The organism is Paenibacillus amylolyticus (assembly GCF_047302515.1).
Taxonomy (GTDB): Bacteria; Bacillota; Bacilli; order Paenibacillales; family Paenibacillaceae; genus Paenibacillus; species Paenibacillus amylolyticus_G.
Genome location: NZ_CP168019.1, coordinates 2,832,791 through 2,853,699, shown reverse-complemented (window position 1 = coordinate 2,853,699; position 20,909 = coordinate 2,832,791). Strand labels below are relative to the sequence as shown.

11 protein-coding genes are annotated in these 20,909 nt (G+C 47.0%); 10 read left to right on the top strand and 1 reads right to left on the bottom strand.

Going from position 1 to position 20,909, the window contains the following annotated elements:
- The first annotated feature begins 14 nt into the window (after nt 1–14).
- Complete coding sequence (locus tag ACDJ59_RS12165; protein WP_413409123.1) at nt 15–1,367, top strand: glycoside hydrolase family 30 protein; 1,353 nt, start codon at nt 15–17, stop codon at nt 1,365–1,367.
- 27 nt (nt 1,368–1,394) lie between these two features.
- Here ACDJ59_RS12165 and ACDJ59_RS12160 read toward each other — a convergent pair whose 3' ends face one another.
- Nucleotides 1,395–2,228: an AraC family transcriptional regulator gene (locus ACDJ59_RS12160; RefSeq protein ID WP_413409121.1), complete on the bottom strand. Its 834-nt coding sequence runs from the start codon at nt 2,226–2,228 to the stop codon at nt 1,395–1,397.
- Between the two features lie 122 nt (nt 2,229–2,350).
- Here ACDJ59_RS12160 and ACDJ59_RS12155 point away from each other — a divergent pair, with 122 nt between their 5' ends.
- From ACDJ59_RS12155 to ACDJ59_RS12115, 9 genes are all read left to right on the top strand, one after another.
- A complete protein-coding gene (locus ACDJ59_RS12155; protein ID WP_413409120.1) occupies nt 2,351–3,811 on the top strand; it encodes an alpha-L-fucosidase in 1,461 nt (486 codons plus the stop codon).
- 283 nt (nt 3,812–4,094) lie between these two features.
- The gene (locus ACDJ59_RS12150; protein ID WP_413409119.1) at nt 4,095–5,735 is read left to right on the top strand and encodes an exosporium glycoprotein BclB-related protein; all 1,641 of its coding nucleotides are present in this window, start codon (nt 4,095–4,097) and stop codon (nt 5,733–5,735) included.
- Between the two features lie 653 nt (nt 5,736–6,388).
- Entirely contained in the window at nt 6,389–11,635 is a 5,247-nt protein-coding gene (locus tag ACDJ59_RS12145; protein WP_413409118.1) for a S8 family serine peptidase, read from the top strand.
- Between the two features lie 322 nt (nt 11,636–11,957).
- Nucleotides 11,958–13,136 carry a GntR family transcriptional regulator gene (locus ACDJ59_RS12140; protein ID WP_413409117.1) on the top strand — a complete coding sequence of 393 codons (1,179 nt, stop codon included), beginning with the start codon at nt 11,958–11,960 and terminating at the stop codon, nt 13,134–13,136.
- A gap of 225 nt (nt 13,137–13,361) precedes the next feature.
- Complete coding sequence (locus tag ACDJ59_RS12135; protein WP_413409116.1) at nt 13,362–14,663, top strand: glycoside hydrolase family 125 protein; 1,302 nt, start codon at nt 13,362–13,364, stop codon at nt 14,661–14,663.
- 78 nt (nt 14,664–14,741) lie between these two features.
- Nucleotides 14,742–16,121, top strand: coding sequence for an extracellular solute-binding protein (locus tag ACDJ59_RS12130; protein WP_413409115.1), 1,380 nt, complete (start codon nt 14,742–14,744; stop codon nt 16,119–16,121).
- Between the two features lie 67 nt (nt 16,122–16,188).
- Nucleotides 16,189–17,055: a carbohydrate ABC transporter permease gene (locus ACDJ59_RS12125; RefSeq protein WP_036608294.1), complete on the top strand. Its 867-nt coding sequence runs from the start codon at nt 16,189–16,191 to the stop codon at nt 17,053–17,055.
- Nucleotides 17,056–17,077: 22 nt separating this feature from the next.
- On the top strand, nt 17,078–17,902 hold the full coding sequence (locus ACDJ59_RS12120) for a carbohydrate ABC transporter permease (protein WP_036608291.1): 825 nt from the start codon (nt 17,078–17,080) through the stop codon (nt 17,900–17,902).
- Nucleotides 17,903–17,919: 17 nt separating this feature from the next.
- A complete protein-coding gene (locus tag ACDJ59_RS12115; protein ID WP_413409114.1) occupies nt 17,920–20,721 on the top strand; it encodes an alpha-mannosidase in 2,802 nt (933 codons plus the stop codon).
- Nucleotides 20,722–20,909 lie beyond the last annotated feature (188 nt).

Here is a 20,909-nt window from a genome sequence, read left to right as displayed (position 1 = left end):
CAAAGGAGAATCCTATGACTACATTCAAAATGTACAAATCCACGGGTGAAGAAGATTTATTCGTATCTCTATCCTCGGATCAATTGCAACCACTGGATGCTGATAAGGGGACAACGACGATCCATCTGGATGATCAGCTAACGTATCAGGAGATGGACGGATTTGGGGCTTCTTTTACCGATTCATCTGCCTATTTGATCAACCAAATCTTGAATGAGGAGCAACGGGATGAGGTCATGACCCGACTATTCCATCCGAAGAAAGGGATCGGGCTGTCAGTCATCCGTAATCCGATGGGGGCTTCGGACTATGCGAGAACGGTATACAGTTATAACGATATGCCAGAACAGCAGACAGACCCGGAATTAACCCAATTCAGCATTACACATGATGAAGGGGACGTTATTCCTTTAACGCAAAAGGCGTTGGCATTGAACCCTGAACTGAAGCTATTTGCTTCACCATGGAGTGCACCGGGATGGATGAAAACGAGCGGATCGATGATTACCGGACAGTTGAAGGCGGAATGGTATCCCGTTTATGCTGAATATTTCGTGAAATACATTCAAGCGTATGGCAAGCATGGATTACCGATCTATGCCATCACACCACAGAATGAGGCGCTTTATGAACCAGGGCACTATCCTGGTATGTTGATGCCAGCCGAAGCGCAAGCAGATTTTATCAAAAATCATCTCAAACCAGCCTTTGTGCAAAACGATATTCAAACCAAGATTCTCTGTTACGATCACAACTGGGATCAACCGGACTATCCTCTGACCGTACTTGAACAAGCGGGAGAGGAAGTTGATGGAGTGGCCTGGCACTGGTACGGGGGCGATGCATCTGCTCAAACGAAGGTATATGAAGCTTTTGCAGGTAAAGAAGTGCATTTCACTGAAGGTTCGGGTGGAGAGTGGATTCCGCCATTTGAGCAAGCCTTCTCAAATGTGATGCGAACGGGAATTCAGATTCTTCGCAATTACAGCAAGTCCTTTGTACTTTGGAATATGGCACTTGATGAGAACAACGGGCCAACCGTTCCTGGATTTGGCCGCAGTACGTGCCGTGGGATCATACAGGTGAATCAGCAAACAAAGGAACTTACGTATACACTTGATTATTATGCCCTGGCACATTTCAGTGCTGTGATCCGTCCGAAGGCTGTTCGGATCGAATCAACATCCAGTGATGATGGAATTTGTTCTGTGGCTTTTAAAAATTCCGATGGTTCCGTAGCTTTAGTCCTTTTCAATGATGGGGAAGAAACGGCGAATGTGCAGACCAAGCTGCGAAATGAAGAGTTGTTATGTTTTGAAATGGAAAGCAAAAGTGTTATGTCCATTTTAATTCATCCCAATAAGTAATCATACCTGAGCATCAGGGCTTACGTCTTACGTTGTCAGTACCGTTTTTTGTTTGCGGTACTCCGTGGGCGTGAGCCCTGTATGCTTTTTGAACTGTCTGGAAAAATAGTACAAATCACTGAAACCGAGATGCTCGGCGATGGCAGTTATCGTGTTCGGGGTGCAGGTCAGCAGTTCCTTGGCTTTATCGATTTTTTTGCCAGTAATATAGAGGATCGGAGGAACACCGATCTGCTGCTTGAAGAATCGAATGAAATAATTCGGATGCATGTAGGCGATCTGGGCCAGATCCTGAACCGAAATATTCTCTTCGATGTTGGAATCAATATACGCCAGAATGGTGGATAGTTTCTCCATGACAGGCACGTTAATAAAAGAGATCTGATCCAGATCCAGATTCATTATATAGTGGGACAGTAACTCGGTTAGTTTGCTCTTGGCCATCATATGGCCATAGACTTCATCGGATTTTGCATATGTAAGGATACTGCTGAAGATTCCTTGAATCAACTCAGGTTGATCAATCGTACAGATGTGTGGGAATTTCAGAATTTGGAACAAATTGATTCCCCCAACCTTCGCGCTAAAGTGACACCAATATTTGAGAAAAGGAAGGTCATTAATGGCAGAGTAGGACTGTTTGATCCCCTCTGGCATTAAAATAAGCTGATTAGGCGCAGGATAATACTCCTCATTCCCAATCTTGAGCCAACCTTCACCTTCGCATATGAAATAAAACTTGCTGTAATCGGGCGTGTAATCCAGATCCCGCCAATCCGTATCACACCGATTATAATTGACCATGAATAATTCGACTTGGAGATTAGATAGGTAGTTCGTAAGCAAAGTTTGGTGATTCATACTTTTCATCTCCATACAAGGTTATTATTGTCCATCTAAAAGTTAGTGTTCTGCATGTCTATCTTTCGGCCGTAGCACTACAATACAACTACAGACAATAACAGAAGGGATGAGAACATCTCATGGACAAAAACGAATATTTGCAACATATTGAAGCAACGATTGAGAACGGTAAATTCAAGGACAACTGGAGTTCGCTTAGCGCCTTCCAAGTACCCGAATGGTACCCAAAAGCGAAATTCGGCATATTCATTCACTGGGGGCTATATTCTGTACCGGCCTATGATAGCGAATGGTATTCGCGAAATATGTACATACAAGGCACCAAAGCTTATGAACATCACCTTGAGGTGTATGGACCTCATAAGGACTTTGGATATAAAGACTTCATTCCGATGTTTCGTGCAGAGAAGTTCGATGCAGACGAATGGGCAACGTTATTCAAACAGGCTGGAGCGAGATATGTTATGCCTGTGGCTGAGCACCATGACGGTTTTCAGATGTACAAAAGCTCTATCTCTCACTATAACACATATGAAATGGGCCCCAAACGGGATCTTCTGGGTGAGATGAAGGTTGCATACGAGAAGCAGGGGCTGACATTATGCGTGTCGTCTCACCGCGCCGAGCACTGGTTCTTCATGTCTCACGGGAAGGAATTTGATTCAGATATTAAGGAACCCCTGGAGCGTGGGGATTTCTATTGGCCTGCCATGCCTGAACCCAAGGATCACTTCGACTTGTATGACTCACCTCCAACCGAGGAGTATCTGGAGGACTGGTTGATTCGCTGCTGTGAACTGGTCGATCAATATCAGCCAAAGGTCTTTTATTTCGATTGGTGGATTCAAACGGTTGCGTTCAAACCCTATCTTAAAAAATTTGCTGCCTATTATTATAACAAAGGTGAAGAATGGGGTGTGCCTGTAGCTATCAATTATAAACATGAGGCCTATATGTTTGGTAGTGCCGTTCCGGATGTGGAGCGGGGACAGTTCTCTGAGCTCAAGCCCTATTTTTGGCAAACGGATACGGCTGTCGCTAAAAACTCATGGTGTTATACGGAAAATAATAACTATAAAACGGCTGAGGAGATCATTCGGGATCTCGTCGATATTGTAAGCAAAAACGGAAACTTACTGCTGAACATTGGGCCCAAAGCAGACGGCAGCATACCGGATGAAGATCGCGACATTTTGCTGAGTATTGGCAAGTGGCTGGAAGTGAATGGGGAAGCGATCTATGACACGTCATTCTGGCGTACCTTTGGCGAGGGTCCAACAGAGGTGAAGGAAGGGCAATTCACGGATGGGGATACGAAGATATTTACGAGTGAAGATATACGGTTTACGTTAAAAGAAAGCAGTCTGTATGCCACGGTTCTTGCCTATCCAGATAACGGGGTGGTGCAGATTAAATCCCTGAAGGAAAATTCTCATCATTTTCAAGGGGTCATTCAAGATATTCAGGTACTTGGCTATGAAGAACAGCCGCAATGGGAGAGAACAGCGGACTCACTGACGATCACAACGACAACTGTGAAAAGTAATGCGCCGATTGTTTTCAAAATTAAATTGGACTAATCAACAAAGATAAATTAAATACTGTAAATATAAAAAGGGCGCATCCAGGAGTATTGTACTCATCGGATAGCGCTCTTTTGGTTGGGCTATACATTGGGCTGAATTCCATGCAAAATCCTCTCCATGATAATGGAGGCTCCTCCAAGCTGAAAACTGTAATTCGGAAATTTACTTATATAATAATCACGAAATTCGTTGTTGCTAATATACTGATATCATCAAACCAGTGATGTTCGCCTGTAATGGAATGATTGAGACTCACTAAGGAGGATCTGCAAAAAAGATGAAACCAAAGAAACGCATCAGATATGGTTGGAGCGGATTTAAGAAAAAAAAAGCTGAGGACTGTGACCATCCCCAAGAGCAGCACAAAGAACACCATCACGAGCACCATCATAACCACCACAATCATCACCACAATAACCACCATCATAAGTGTTTTGACAAAGAAGCCGAATTCCTTCTCAAATTAATTGGTGAGTTGAAAGGAGCAATTGTACAGGTTTTTGCCAATCCCACGCCTCACAATGTTTCACTTCTGATTGAGGTACTGCGTAAATTACTGGCTCTGGTTCATCATTCGGATTTGAAAAAGGGAACCAAGGCAGATCTCGAAGCGATCTTGGAGCTTACCATTGTATCTGCAGAGGCCGTTCCATTTTCTCCGATCAGTGTGGGAACCAATTTGCAGCAATTGCTGGATGTGCTCCTCTCTGTCATTTTACAGGGGAATATCGATTCGGCTGAGAAAGATCAACTGGTCATTTTGATCCGGGCGACCGAATTGGCTATCACAACAGGGCTTAGAAACATAGGGAGTCAAGGTCCGGCAGGACCAGCGGGTCCTCAGGGCGTACCTGGTCCACAAGGCCCGGCTGGCGCTGCTGGTTCTCAGGGTGGTGTAGGTCCAGCTGGTACACCGGGAACTGCTGGTGCCCAGGGACCAGCAGGTGCGACAGGTGTTACTGGCGCAACGGGTGCGGCAGGCCCAGCAGGTGGCGCAACAGGAGCGACAGGCGTAACGGGGAGCACAGGAGCCGTTGGGGCAGCGGGCGTTACAGGAGCAACGGGCGATCCGGGTGTAACTGGAGCCACCGGAGCCGCAGGGTTGGCCGGAGCCACAGGAGTAACAGGAGTACCTGGCGTGACTGGTGGTACGGGAGCTACAGGGGCCGGAGCCACGGGTGTGACAGGGACGACAGGTCTCACAGGTGTGACAGGAACGACAGGTCTCACGGGTGTGACAGGGGCTACAGGTCTCACGGGTGTGACAGGGGCTACAGGTCTTACGGGTGTGACAGGGGCTACAGGTCTTACGGGTGTGACAGGGGCTACAGGTCTTACGGGTGTGACGGGAGCTACAGGTCTCACGGGTGTTACAGGTGTTACTGGGGCTACGGGTTCTGGAGCCATCATACCGTTTGCTTCAGGCGGACCTGCAATATTAACAACGATTCTTGGTGGACTGGTCGGAACGACAAGCCTTATCGGTTTCGGCAGCTCGGCAACAGGAGTCAGCATTCTGGGTGGCACAATTGATTTAACGGGAACGATTGTCGGACCACTTATAAACTTTGCGTTCTCCGTCCCACGTGATGGCGTTATCACTTCCATTGCTGCCTATTTCAGTACCACAGCAGCCTTGGCCTTGGTTGGTTCAACGGTGACCATCACAGCGCAATTATTTAGTTCACCTACTCCGAATAATGCATTTACTGCGGTTCCGGGGGCCGTCGTTACACTGGCTCCTCCACTCACCGGTATTATTGCATTGGGTAGTATCTCCAATGGCATAACAACCGGATTGACTATACCTGTGACTGCACAGACACGTCTGCTGCTGGTGTTCTCGGCAACGGCAACTGGACTTACTCTTGTGAATACGGTTATTGGCTATGCAAGTGGTGGCGTGAACATTACATGATGAGATATAAATTTTGATATGAACGACATGAGAGTTCTCATGTCGTTCTTTTTCTTGATTTGAAATTTTGAGTATCAGGTCTTGGTTATATAGAACTACTAAAAACTGTTATTCATCAAAAACATGCAGGAATACGCAAAATAAGCTGAAATGTGTAAGCGACATGAGACACACAAAAGCATTAAATAGACTTATTTTCTATATTTTTCAATAAAGTGCTTGTATATATCGAATAATGATTTTATACTATACCAATAAAATCCAATTAAATTCCTAATCGACTATTATATGTAATTAAAATGTTTAACTACTCACTCGAATCACGATCGAAAGTCATATCCACCACTCCTTAGCAAGCGTTCTGCTAACGCTCCAGATTACCCTTCCACATGAATGCTTATAGACATTCACTCTCATTGCATTACTCAGACACCCAAATCTCCTAAACTTCCAAGTAAAAAATCATAGACTGATCTGTTATCTCTTCTGACTCATATTGTTCCCTAACCAGACCTGTAAAGGAGGTGAGGCTTTATGTGAAATCCAGGGCATCTATTTCGTTCGCAATAAAGGTTATTTTACCGTTTTATTCTGCAGAGAAGGGCACATGTACCAGACTAAATTAAAAAACCGGGTAAAAGGAGTGGAAAAGTTTGATAAAGATTAATCGGTTACGTAAGCCCATCTCCATGGGGCTCTCGCTTCTCCTTGCATTTTCGATCATTCATCCGGTTTCAGCTGAAAACTCCACATCATCCAAATTGGATATGAAATCTGGACTTGCCAAAGTTACGGAGTCCAAAGTAAACGCCAAGTTGACCAAAGAATTTGAGGGTAGTGAATATGTTACCTATCTGGTGAAAATGAAGGAACAGGTGGATACAGCAGCAGTCTCTAAACAGGCCCTTGAAAAGGCGACCATCGCCAAACAAACGGCTTCAGCCACCAAGCTGTCCGTTCGTAATTCGGTCGTCAGCTCTCTGCGGGAAACAGCCTCACGTACACAATATCCATTGGAAACTTATCTGGAAAAGGAAGTTGACCTGGGCAAGGTCAAAGAATATAAAAGCTATTTTATTGTCAATTCACTGGCAGTGACGAGTACCAAAGAAGTCATGGAACAGATTGCGTTGCTGCCTGAGGTGGAGAAGATTCTACCGAATGAGACACGATACTTACAGAAAGCCGAAGTGAGTAAAGAACCGGCGAATGCGGCATCAGGCAAAGATGTTGTCCAAACGCCAACTAAAGACTCTTCAGTCGGAGTCAAAGACAAAGAGCCTGCTGCAAAGGACAAGCTTGCTACAGAGAACGTGGAATGGAACTTGGATTACATCAATGCGCCAGCGGTGTGGGATCGGGGCATCGATGGAACAGGGATTGTTGTTGCCAATCTGGACAGTGGTGTGGATTATACCCACCCGGCGCTTCGCAGCAAATGGCGGGGACTGGATGCTTCAGGCAATATCGTTGATCCCGAACTAAGCTGGTATGACCCGCACAGTAATGCTTCCCTCCCTGCGGACGGAGACGGGCATGGTACACACACGATGGGTACGATGGTTGGCTCGGAAGCAGATGGCACCAATCAGATCGGGGTTGCTCCCGGTGCGAAATGGATTGGTGTGCGGATATTCAATCCGGAAACAACAGATGCCATTATTCTGGATGGCGGACAATGGTTGATCGCTCCGGTCGATGCGGAAGGTAATCTGCATCCTGAACTTGCACCGGATGTCGTCAACAACTCTTGGGGCGGAGGCGCAGGATTGGATGAATGGTTCCGACCGATGGTGCAAGCTTGGCGTGATGCTCAGATTTTCCCGGAATTCTCCGCAGGAAATGTGAGACTGGGTAACCCGGGCGGACCTGGTTCTGTTGCTAACCCAGCCAACTATCCTGAAAGTTTTGCTACAGGAGCAACCGATATCAACGGAAATCTGGCTTCGTTCTCCCTGCTGGGCCCATCCCCGTATGGTGAGATCAAACCGGAAGTATCTGCACCTGGTGTGAATATCCGTTCATCAGTTCCGGGCGGAGTATATGAGGGAGGCTGGAACGGAACATCCATGGCAGGCCCGCATACAACTGCGCTTGCTGCACTCCTGCTTCAGGCCAACCATTCCCTTACGGTGGATCAGCTAGAGCAGATCATTACAGATACAGCCACGCCGAGAACAGATAGTCAGTATCCGACATCTCCTAATAACGGCTACGGTCACGGCATTATTAATGCCCTAGATGCTGTGGGTTCTGTACTCGAAGGGATCGGCACAGTATCCGGCAGAGTGGTTACGGCCGGAGATGATCTGGAAGAGCCGGTACTGGCACATACCCCTGTTAATTCAGCCTTTACAGGCATCGATATACCATTAACCGCTCATGTGACAGATAACGTCGCGGTAGTCTCTGTCGAGGCTTTTGCCAAAACGACAGGCACCAACCAGTACGTTTATCTACCGATGAACCGGATTGCTGGAGATAACAAAGATGGGACGTATACAGCGACAATCCCTGCTTTTCTTATTGAACCGCAAGGTGTAGAGTATTATATCCGTGTGAATGATTACGGCAACAACGGATTCGAAAGTCAGGTATATAAAGTGGCTGTCTCCAATGGTGTTCAGCCAGGATACCTCCAGGATTTTGAAGAAGATCAGCTGGGCTTCACGACTGGCGGAACCGGAAGTACCTGGGTATGGGGAGCACCAAGCAGTGGTCCTGGAAGTGCATACTCCGGTGACAAGGTGATTGCAACCAATCTGCAAGGAACTTATGTGGCGAATAGCAATGCATATCTGCTTGCGCCGCCTATTGATCTAACCGAGAGTCCGGAAGGGGCATTGTTATCCTTCAAGCACTGGTATGACTTGGAGAATAACATCGATTTCGGTAAGGTATACATCGCTTCCGAGGATAGCGATTATGTGTTCGAAGAACTGTTAACCTTCACGGGTACAGGTGGCAATTGGAAGACACAATATGTGGATCTTCGCGAATACGCGGGACAGCAGGTGTTCATCAAGTTCAATCTGACGAGCGATAATTCATTGCAAAAGGCTGGCTGGTACATTGATGATTTCGCTGTAGAAGAACTGGATGAGATTGCTCCGGGCGCTCCTGCCGAATTGTCTGCGACGGCCGATATTCTTGGTAATGTAGCCTTGAGCTGGACGGGTCCGAGCGATGAGGATCTCGAATCCTATATCGTATATCGCTCCACAACCGCAGGTGCAGGTTATGAATCCATTGGAACTGCAACAGGAACAACGTTTACAGATACGGCTACGGTGACAGATTCGACGTATTATTATACCGTTGCCGCACTTGATTATAGTGGCAATGAAAGCGACAAATCGAATGAGGTCTCCATTACAGTAGAGGTGCCTCAGGATATCTACATTGATCATTTCGATGGTAGTGATGATAATGGCTGGACTCATTCAGGAACCAAAGATGAGTGGGAACGCGGCATTCCGGTAACGGGACCTGCCAGCGCGGTTTCTCCACCGAATGTCTGGGCGACTGATCTCGACAATACGTACGAGAGTGGCTCCAACTATTCACTCGTATCTCCGGTCATTGATTTGACGGATGTGTCCGAAGGAACACTCACGTTTAATCATTGGTACGAGATTGAGAGCGGATATGACTACGGGTATGTGGAAGTCACTAAGGATGGTGGAACCACATGGTCAGAACTGGGCAAATTCTCACATAGTACAAACGGTAAACAATGGACACCCGTATTTTATGATCTGGATACACTTACCGGTAATGAAGTTCAATTCCGATTCCGCCTGACCTCAGATAACAGTGTTGTGAAGACAGGCTGGTTCATTGATGATTTCCGTGTACTGGGAGTTGCTGCGGAGACGGTAACGGAGGACAGTGCGGTTGTACTTAGCAATGACAAACCGAAACCGTCCTATGATAATCCATGGTACAAAATTTCGCGGACAGACAAAGCGGAATTTAACAAAACGAAACAGCAACAACCGGAAGTTGAAAAACCAGAAACAGGTTCGGTTAATCCACAAAGCCTGCCTGCAAGTGCAACGGTTACCGTACTTGAAACCGGACGTTCGGTGAAGACAGATTCAGCTACAGGCAAGTATAGCTTCACACACGTAGCAGGTGATTACACGTTAAAAGCTGAGGCGTATGGCTATTATCCTCGAACTCAGCAGGTAACGATCACCGATGGCAGTGGAGCCAAAGCCAACTTTAATCTGGAGGCAATCCCGCATGGACAGATAGAAGGTGTAGTAACGGATGAGCGGACAGGACAACCACTGGCTGATGCTTCCGTTCTCGTGGTCGAAGATGCCAATGTAGGTGAAGTTCGCACAGGTTCAGATGGCAGCTTCGTGATTCAGGTATTAGAAGGAAGCTACACTCTATCCATCCGGGCGGCTGATTATTACAGTAAAACCGTCACTGTGACTGTACCTGGTAATGGTACGGCAGAGGCGAATGTTGCCTTGAAGCCGTTCATCGGTTTCCCTGGAGAAATTGCTTATGATGATGGAACAGCAGAGAACGCACGAGCTTTTAATGCTGCGGATAACGCTTGGGCAGTTCGAATGACACCAGAGCTGGAGACCGCTCAACTGACAGGTGCATCGTTCCGATTCTGGAACACCGAATGGCCTGTACCTGGAGGCACAGCGTTCCAATATGCCGTATATGATGCATCGGGTGCGGGCGGAGCTCCGGGACGACAACTGGCTGGACCATTTGACGGTACTGCACTTCGTAACGATCAATGGACAACTGTTGAATTCCCGGAACCGGTCATTGTAACGGGTGATTTCTATATCGTGTATGTACAGAGTTTAGCTGGAACTAGCGCTCCGGGACTCGCTACCGATGAGGATGGTCCAAATGCAGGTCGAAGCTGGCAGCGAGTAGGTGGAGCGTGGAGCACTTCACCTGATGAAGAAGGTAACTACATGATTCGTGCAGTTGTGAGATATCCGGTAAATGCACCTGTGCTCACAGCACCTGCGAACACGTATACGAATCAATCGACTTTCACTGTGTCGGGAACGTCTCCAGCATCTGGAGCTCAGATCAAGATCTACAACGGCAAGGATCTAGCTGGCACCACAACGGTGGCAAATGGGAAGTTCTCATACGGTGTGAAGCTCCGTTCTGGCATTAATGCGATTACTGCTGAGGCAGTGGTAGATGGAAAAACAACGGACCGTTCACTCCCCGTTGTCATTATTCTGGATCAGACCAAACCACAATTGACGATTCTCACGCCAGCTCAAGGGGATCGCATCAATGCAGAAGTTGTTCACGTAACGGGTAATGTCGTGGAACAATTCCTCGATAAGGTAACCGTTAACGGACAAACCGTACAAGTGGGTAAAGACAGAAGCTTCAGTCACCGTGTATTGGTCAATGAAGGCGAGAACACAATTACCATCACAGCAACCGATATCGCTGGTAACAAAACGACCGTAACCCGCACCGTCTATGTGGAAACGGCGTTGCCAGAACTTACGAATATTACTCCGGCTGAGGATGTTCGAATCACATCAGGGGAGAGTGTTACCGTTTCATTTGACAGTAAACCTGGTCTGCAAGCCTCTTTCCGTATTCAATTACCTTTGAATCTGAATGCCCAAGGGGCAGGAGAGATTCCATTGGTAGAGACTGAACCTGGTCGTTACACGGGTACGTACACAACACCTTCATCCCTTGTTCTGGATGGTGGAGTCATTGTGATTCGCGCTCAGGATGCAGCAGGCAACAAAGTAGAGTCGGAAGCAGCTGGACGATTGTTCGTCAGCGCAGCACAAGAACAATCCGTTCCAGAACCAGATTCGAGCCCTGAAGAGACTGAAACAGAAGAAGCTCCACCGTCCGCTGAGAGTCTGCAACCTTAATTATGCAAAGTACGACATGGATGATAACTACGTTTTGACCATCTAAGCAAGAAGCCGATAAGCCGAGGTATTAGGGCTTGTCGGCTTTTTGTTGTCTCGATCACATCTGACGCCTAAGATTACTCGGCTATCAAACCATTTATCCCTGATACGCAGCGATTTAGCCACTCATGGGAGTAAGACAGAACCTTTGAAAATGAAGCAACCATCGGGGTGCTTTTTCTTTTGCTCTCATATGACAGCAGGTGAGTTGTCTCCTTTCTTCACATTAATGATATAACATGATATATTAGGATGTAGAACATGAGAAGTATGGGTATTTATGGAGGTGCTTGTATTGGGGAAAGACTCGGCATCCAAGCCGATGTATGAACAGATCTTTGAATCCTTGCGCGAACGGATACAGCTTCACCAATATCAAGTGGGTGAGCGTGTTCCTTCGGAGAAGGAATTATGTGATGAATTCGGAGTTAGCCGGATTACGACTAAAAAAGCGCTTGAGATGCTGGCGAGTGAACAATTAATTGTTCGTCAGCCAGGACGGGGTTCTTTTGTAGCCGACACAGCAGATGTGTTACAAGAAAGACCTAACAGACCTGCTCCGCGTGCTGCGGTTAAAGATCCAGAAAAGAAGCTGCTCATTGGTCTGGTCATTACTAACTTCAGTGATATGTATGGTACAGAACTGTTATATGGTATGGAAGAAGCTTCGCGAGAGCATGATTGTTTTCTCGTACTTAGACGCTCCTTCGGGATTCCGGAGCAGGAGGAACAGAGCATTCAGGAACTGCTGGAACTGGGTGTAGACGGATTGATTATTTTCCCGGCACAGGGTGAATATTTCAGCGACGAGATTCTTAAACTGGTCGTTAACAAATTCCCGTTTGTCCTGATTGACCGGTACTTGAAAGGCATTCCGGCTTCATCTGTCAGTACGGATAATGTAGGCGCGGCGCGAGAAGGGATGAATTATTTGTTCGATCTCGGTCACCGACATATCGCTTTTCTGACGCAGCCTCCGGCGAACACTACACCGATTGAAGAACGAATTGAAGGAATCATTGAGGCTCATCATGATCAAGGTGTGCTGGTGAACAGGGAACTGTGGTTAGAATCTTTTCTTTCGACACTGCCAAGTGTGTTCGATCCTCAAGTCGAGGTCCGTGATGTGGAGACATTGGTGGAACATTTACAGAAATACCCCCAGATTACTGCACTCTTTGCTGCGGAGTATCATATTGCTTTACTTGCAGAACAGGCAGCGGATCGGCTTGGTCTGAGGATCCCTGAAGATATGTCCATCATTTGCTTTGACAGTCCAAACGCTGCCGAAGGAAGCCGTGTAACCCATATGAGACAAAGCCAGTTTGATATGGGAAAACAGGCATTCGAGATGGTGCTTCAAAGTATGCAGAACAACGAAATGGCAGTGAACAGAGTTGTTTTGCCTGCCCGCTTGGTGAAGGGTAAATCAACGAGTATGGTGAAACAAAAGGGTTAATTTAGCAACTACTTAATATTCATTGTGTTCAATCAGGGGCTTCGTGTAAACGAGGTCTCTTTTTTGTGTGGATAAAATGGGGAGAATTGCTTCAAATGGTATATTATTTAGTGTCGTTAAATTAAAATAACATGCTAATATACAAATAAACATATTGACATAACATTATATTCGTTTTAGGATGATGAAAGCGGTTAATAAACTGGATTACATAAGGAGGACAACATGCTGACACCCAGAGATAATCAAGAAATTTCCCCCTCGATATACGACATGATTGATCAGGTTAACAAACGTATGCCGGACCATCCGGAACTTAATCAAATGTTCAAAAATTGTTTTACCAATACGATGGCGACCACAATTCAGCGCAAAGAAGATGGAACAACTTTTGTGATTACGGGAGATATCCCTGCCATGTGGTTACGTGATTCTGCTGCTCAGGTCAGACCATATTTGGTTCTCGCTTCAGAGGATGAAGATATCGCTGACATGATCGCTGGATTGGTTGAACGTCAACTGAATTATATTCTCCTGGACCCTTATGCAAACGCTTTTAATGAGACGGAGAGTGGGAAAGGACATCAGGAAGATCTGACGCTTATGAATGATTGGATCTGGGAACGGAAGTATGAGATCGACTCTCTGGCTTATCCGATTCAGCTCAGTTATCTCCTGTGGAAGAACACGGGAAGAACAACTCAATTCAATGATACGTTCCGCAAAGCAGCCCAGATTATCATGCAGTTATGGCAAGTGGAACAGCATCATGAGACGAAATCACCCTACACGTTCCAACGTCTGGATGCTCCTGAAACCGATACGCTCAGCCGAGAGGGACGAGGTACTGAAACAGCCTACACCGGCATGACTTGGTCGGGATTCCGTCCCAGCGACGATCGCTGTGAATATGGTTATCTGATTCCATCCAATATGTTCGCCGTTGTGGCGCTTCGATATCTGCAGGAAATTGCTGAAGCTGTGTTCGAGGATGAAACGCTGGCAGCGACTGCTAAGCAGTTGGAGGAACAGATCAACAAAGGTATTCAAGATTATGGCACTGTTGAACATCCGGAATATGGAACCATATATGCATACGAAACGGATGGGAAAGGCAATCACAATCTGATGGATGATGCCAATGTGCCGAGCCTGCTGTCTTTACCTTATCTCGGATATGTGGATGAGAACGACGAGGTGTATCAGAATACACGCCGTTTCATTCTATCCTCGCAAAACCCGTATTTTTATGAGGGAACAGCAGCAGCGGGAATCGGTAGTCCGCATACACCAGAAGGGTACATCTGGCATATCGCTTTATCGATGCAAGGGCTAACTACAGGGGATCGCAACGAAAAACTACGATTGCTTCAGCTTATCCATAAGACGGATGCGGATACCGGACTGACCCATGAAGGTTTTTCGGCCAACAATCCACATGAATATACACGTCCATGGTTTTCATGGTCCAACATGCTCTTTAGTGAACTGATTATGGATTATTGCGGATTCCGCGTACAGAAATAGATAGGGAAGCAAGAGATAACCTGCGAGTACATCATAACGTTCGGAGTTCGTTGAATTCCGACAAGAGGAGAGCGAATCATGAGAAAAATATCATTGAAAATGCCGGTAGCAGCAGTTATGACATCCTTGCTCATTCTTACTACAGCCTGTTCGGGCGGAAGCTCAAGCACAGGCACAACCAGTGACGGCAAGAAGGAAGTAACTGTATCGTTCCGTTCTTCTGGATCTGAAGATACGCTTACGAAGTTTTTCCAATCAGGCTTGGTGGATCAATTCGAGAAAGAAAACCCGGATATCAAAATCAACATTGCGCCTGTATTGGCTAGTGAGGGTGATTATACGTCCAAAATGGTTTTGCAAATGAAATCCCCGGATACGGCACCGGATGTCATTGCCGAAGATACATCCATCATCAAATCTGATGCTGCTGCGGGATATCTGGAGCCACTAGATACACAGGTTCAGGGATGGTCCGATTGGACAGAACACATCATCGACAACCTGAAGGCAGGGGTTACCGGTGAAGACGGCAAGGTGTATGGCGTTCCGGCTACCTCGGATACTCGCGGGATCTGGTACAACAAGGAACTGTTTGAAAAGGCAGGACTTGAAGTTCCATTCAAACCTGCTAGCTGGGCAGAAGTACTCGAAGCAGCACGTACGATCAAGCAAAAACTGCCGGGTGTGACGCCACTTAATATGATCGTGGGCAAAGCAAACGGTGAAGGTGTCACCATGCAAACACTGGAAATGCTGCTCTATGGTACGGCGGATACGTTGTATAACGAAACCAGCAAGAAATGGGTTGTGAACAGCCCGGGGCTGCTGGATTCCTTCAAATTCATAGATCAAGTGTTTAACACGGATAAAACAGGTCCAACCATGCAGGTTGCCTTGAATGGACAAGCTGGCAGTATTGCATTCCAGCAACAGTTCCCGCAAGACAAATTGGCGATGGCTGTAGATGGTAGCTGGGCAGGTTCGACATGGGCCGAGAACGGTGCTGCTCCAATCGCCAACGTTGAAGAGAAAATAGGTTTTGCACCATTCCCAACACAAAATGGGGAAGAACCTGGAGCAACTACGATGTCTGGAGGATGGGCTTGGTCTGTTCCTGCACAGGCGAAAAACAAGGAAGAGGCTTGGAAATTTATCGAGTTTCTGATGAATAAGGAAAATGCGACTGCACGCGTAGTAGCGGAAGGCAGCCTCAGCCCACGTAACGATTCCACGGAAGTTGAAGGTTATACGGATCGTCCATATACCAAAGAAGCACAGGAACTCTTGAATGTGGCCCACTTCCGTCCAGCGAACGATCAATATGCAGCGGTATCCGCACAATTGCAAAGCATTGTTGAGAGTATTGCCTCTGGCAAGCTGACGCCGGAAGAGGGAGTTACACAATTGAAGGACAACGTATCCCGTTCCCTTGGCGCGGACAGCATCGAAGAGAAATAAGGATATCGATATATTCGGAGGGGGAGGCACAATCTCCCCTTTTTCCGGTTCGAATGGAGAGTGACTTATGAAAAGGAAAGCACCAGGCTCATTTCTGTTTCTAATGCCTTCCGTACTGTTATTACTTGTGTTTTTCATTGTTCCCATCATTCTGACGATCTGTTTTGCCTTTACGAATATGGCTCTGACTGGGGCGGCAGCCAAGAGTTTGGAGTTTGTCGGATTCCAGAATTTCATTAATATGTTCCATGATCCGGACTTCCGCATTAGTGTCTGGCGTACGCTGGTCTTTCTCATCTTCTCCGCAGTGATTGGTCAGGTATTGCTTGGATTCATTCTGGCTCTTCTAATGAAGGAGAAAAATGTGACGTTCCGTCGGGTCATCGGCATCATCGTCATTGCCGGTTGGGTGACACCCGAGATTGTCGTGGCATTCTGTATGGTCGCCTTTTTCAGTGACAATGGTTCATTGAATCAGATCCTTGGCTGGTTTGGGGCGAATCCAGTCTCCTGGTTATTCAGTTTCCCTATGGTGAGTGTCATTATCGCAAATATCTGGCACGGCACAGCCTTTTCGATGATGGTCTATCAGTCGGCACTGGATGATATCCCGAAGGAAGTTGAAGAAGCGGCGATTATTGACAGCGCCACTGGGTTCCAGATTGTCAGACACATTACGATTCCAATGGTAAAAGGGTCCATCGTGACCAACATGATGTTGGTTACTCTACAGACACTGGGTGTTTTCACGCTGATCTATACGATGACCGGTGGTGGCCCGGGTACTTCAACCCAAACCTTGCCGATCTTCATGTACAACCAGGCCTTTGTGAACTATCAATTTGGATACGGCACAGCCATATCTCTGGTTCTGTTGTTCATCGGTATTATCGCCAGCCTATTCTACATGCGATCTATGAAAGTGAAAGTGTAACCATGAAGGAGGTTCGATCCCTATGGTCAAACATGGGCTTCAACGCAAAATCCAGTACGGGATTCTAGTCTTTCTAGGGCTCTGTTTTTTATTGCCGCTGCTCTGGATCATTCTGGCTTCATTTGACCCAAACGCGCAACAGGGCATCAAAATGCCCAGTACCTGGACCATTCAAAATTTCAAGGATGTACTCGGGGATTCGAGCAATCTTCGTTCATTCGGTGTGGGCCTGATTCTGTCGGGAGGGCAAGCGATATTGGTTGTTCTGGTATCGGTTCTTGCTGCTTATCCATTATCCCGTTATGAAATGAGATTCAAAAAAAGCTTCCTGTTATCGATTCTGTTCATGACAGCTCTTCCGATTACTGCCGTGATGGTTCCGGTATTTCAAATGTTTCTGTTCTTCAAAATGCAAAATAGCATCATTGCCACGATGCTGTTCCTGACCGCATCCTCACTTCCTTACGGCATCTGGATGATGAAAAACTTCATGGATTCGGTGCCAATCGATTTGGAAGAATCGGCATGGATTGACGGAGCGTCCGTGTGGAGTAGTTTGAGACGAATCGTGGCGCCATTGATGTTGCCTGGTATTGCAACGATAGCGATATTTACCTTTTCGGGAAGTTGGGGCAACTTCTTCGTGCCATACATCCTGCTCCAGACACCGGAGAAACTTCCGGCATCGGTCACGATTTATCAATTCTTCGGCAGCCACGGTATGGTTGAATACGGCAGGTTGGCTGCATTTTCACTACTTTATACAATGCCTTCGGTTGTGCTATATATCTTCTCCCAGCGTTACATGTCCAAAGGCTTCAGCATGGGTGGGGCAACTAAAGGTTAATGACAGGAGGTACGCATATGACTACCAAAAAGACGGCACATCTTATCTCGCATACCCATTGGGACCGCGAATGGTATATGCCTTATGAACACCATCATGTACTGCTCATTGAGCTGATGGATAAACTGCTGGACACGCTTGATCAGGACCCGGAATATCGCTATTTCCATCTGGATGGGCAGACGATTATTCGTGAAGATTATTTGCAGGTTCGGCCCGAACAACAGGAGAGGCTCGACCGTTATATCCGCGAAGGACGCATCCATTTTGGTCCATGGTATGTGTTACAGGATGAGTTTCTGACCAGCAGCGAGGCCAACTTGCGTAATTTGCTCATCGGTCATCGTGATGCTCGACCTTTGGGTGTGATATCCAAGACGGGATACTTCCCAGACTCGTTTGGAAATATGGGACAGGCACCGCAGATTCTGCAACAGGCGGACATTCATAACGCGATCTTTGGACGCGGGGTAAAGCCCACCGGATTCAATAATGCGGTGGTTGATGCGGATAGTTACGAATCTCCTTATTCCGAGATGATCTGGCGTTCGCCGGATGGTTCGGAAGTGCTCGGCATTTTGTTCGCGAACTGGTACTGCAATGGGATGGAAGTTCCGGTTGATCCGGAGAAAGCCCAATCATACTGGGATAAAAATCTGGAAGATGCCGAAAAGTTTGCCTCGACTCCACATCTGTTGTTCATGAATGGTTGTGATCACCAGCCGATCCAGACGGATATGCCCGAGGCTTTACGCACGGCATCTGCCTTGTACCCTGACGTGGAATTTATCCACTCCAATTTTGACGACTACATTGAGGCAGTTACGAAGGATGTCCCTGAGCATCTGGCGACCATTGAGGGCGAGCTTCGCAGTCAGCACACGGATGGTTGGGGAACACTGGTGAATACGGCATCCGCACGGGTTTATCTGAAACAGTTGAATCAGCAGGGGCAGACGTTGCTTGAAAAAGTAGCCGAACCACTCGCTGCCATGGCCCATATAGCCGGGGTAAAAGATTATCCGCACCATCTGTTGACACATGCATGGAAGATGCTGATGCAGAACCACCCGCATGATAGCATCTGTGGATGCAGTGTCGATGAGGTTCACCGTGAGATGGTGACCCGCTTCGCCAAGAGCAGACAGCTTGCAGAGAAATTGGTTTCCCAGAGCGCGCAGGCGATTGCTGAGTCTATTCATGTGCAATCTGCTGAGACTTGGGGAGAGGAAGCAGTGCTGTTCACTGTGTTTAACACGAGTGGGTGGAATCGAAATGGAATCATTGAGATGGATCTGATTGTGGATAAAGCATTTTTCCCAGAAGGTCCTAATCCTCAGGCACTTGCGCAGAAGATGGAAAAAGATGCACTGCCAGTGTATCAGCTGGTCGATTCGGGTGGACGCACGTATTCGGCAGAAATCAAGGATCTGGGTGCGCATTTCGGTTATGAACTTCCGAAGGATCGCTTCCGCCAGCCTTATATGGCTCGTAAAGTAAGAGTGACTTTCCAGGCGGTGGATGTACTTTCGCTGGGTTATAAGACATATGCTCTCATTCCAGTAGAGAAACAAGCAGAGTTTGCTGAGATTGTTGAAGTGCCAGATACGCGCGAAGTCATCCAGGTGCAGGGAATGATGATGGAGAACGGTCAACTGCGGGTGACGGTTGAAGAGAATGGTACGGCAACGATTGAAGATAAGGTCTCAGGTACTGTATACAAGGGATTAAATTCATATGAGAATACCGGTGATATCGGCAATGAATATGTCTACCGTCAACCCGAGGGAGAGACAACGCTGACCACAGAGCATCTGAAGGCGGACCTGCGGATTGTGGAGCAGTCTCCGTATCGGGCAGTTATGGAAAGTGTATTACGCTGGGATATTCCTGCTGGAGCAGACGAACTGTTCGAGCTGGAGAAGCGCCAGATGGTTCCTTTTACAGAACGGAAGGTACAGCGAGTCGAGAACACTGTTCCCTTGGTGATTACGACAACGTATACGTTGGAAGCGGGCAGTAATATGGTCAAGGTAAAATCTGACTTTAACAATCAGGCCAAGGATCATCGACTGCGTGCACTCTTTCCATCAGGACTGGTGACAGAGGATCATTACGCAGATTCCATCTTTGAAATCGCTAAACGCTCCAATACACCGGCCAAAGAATGGGTGAATCCGAGTAATGCACAGCATCAGCAAGCATTTGTACATGTGACCGATGGTGCTCATGGCTTGATGATTGCAAACAAAGGGCTGAATGAATACGAGATTTTACAGCATGAAGAGGGCAGTACGGTTGCAGTTACGCTGCTGCGTGCCTCTTCGGAACTGGGAGATTGGGGTGTGTTTGAAACACCGGAAGCCCAATGTCTGGGACCTCAGAGCGTGGAATATGCGATTATTCCATTTGCAGGTGATGCGGCACAGTCAGGTGCATGTGCAACTGCCTATACGTATCCGATTCCATGGACGACTGTGCAACTAGGAGCACTTGCGTATACATTTGAGCAAGAAGGTCATGCTGGAGCTGATGGACACAAGGTTGAACTGCCTCTGTCGAAGCAATGGCTGGCATGGAATGCACAAGGTTCGTCACTAGCCTTCTCCACATTGAAGATCGCAGAGGAAACCGGAGATTTGATTGCTCGCTGGTATAATCTGAACTCCGAACCCGTTGAGTTGAACGTACAGCCTGGATTCGAAACAGCCTCCGTTTATGAGAGCGATGTGCTGGAACGGGTTAAGGACACGTTGGAGGGGCAAAGCCAGACGGTATCCGGGTACAAGATTGTTACACAAGGGTACACATTACGTTGAGTTGATTATTGAACATCATAACTATAGAAACCTCCTGTTCACGGTAGTGTGGACAGGAGGTTTTTGGTAGTCAAAATAATCACCCACTAAAGGTCGTTAATATAGCGGCTTTTTTACTCGGTATAAGTTCTTTTTATCCAATAAAATAATTAATTTCCAATATAGAAAAATGTGGTATTATTGTGCTA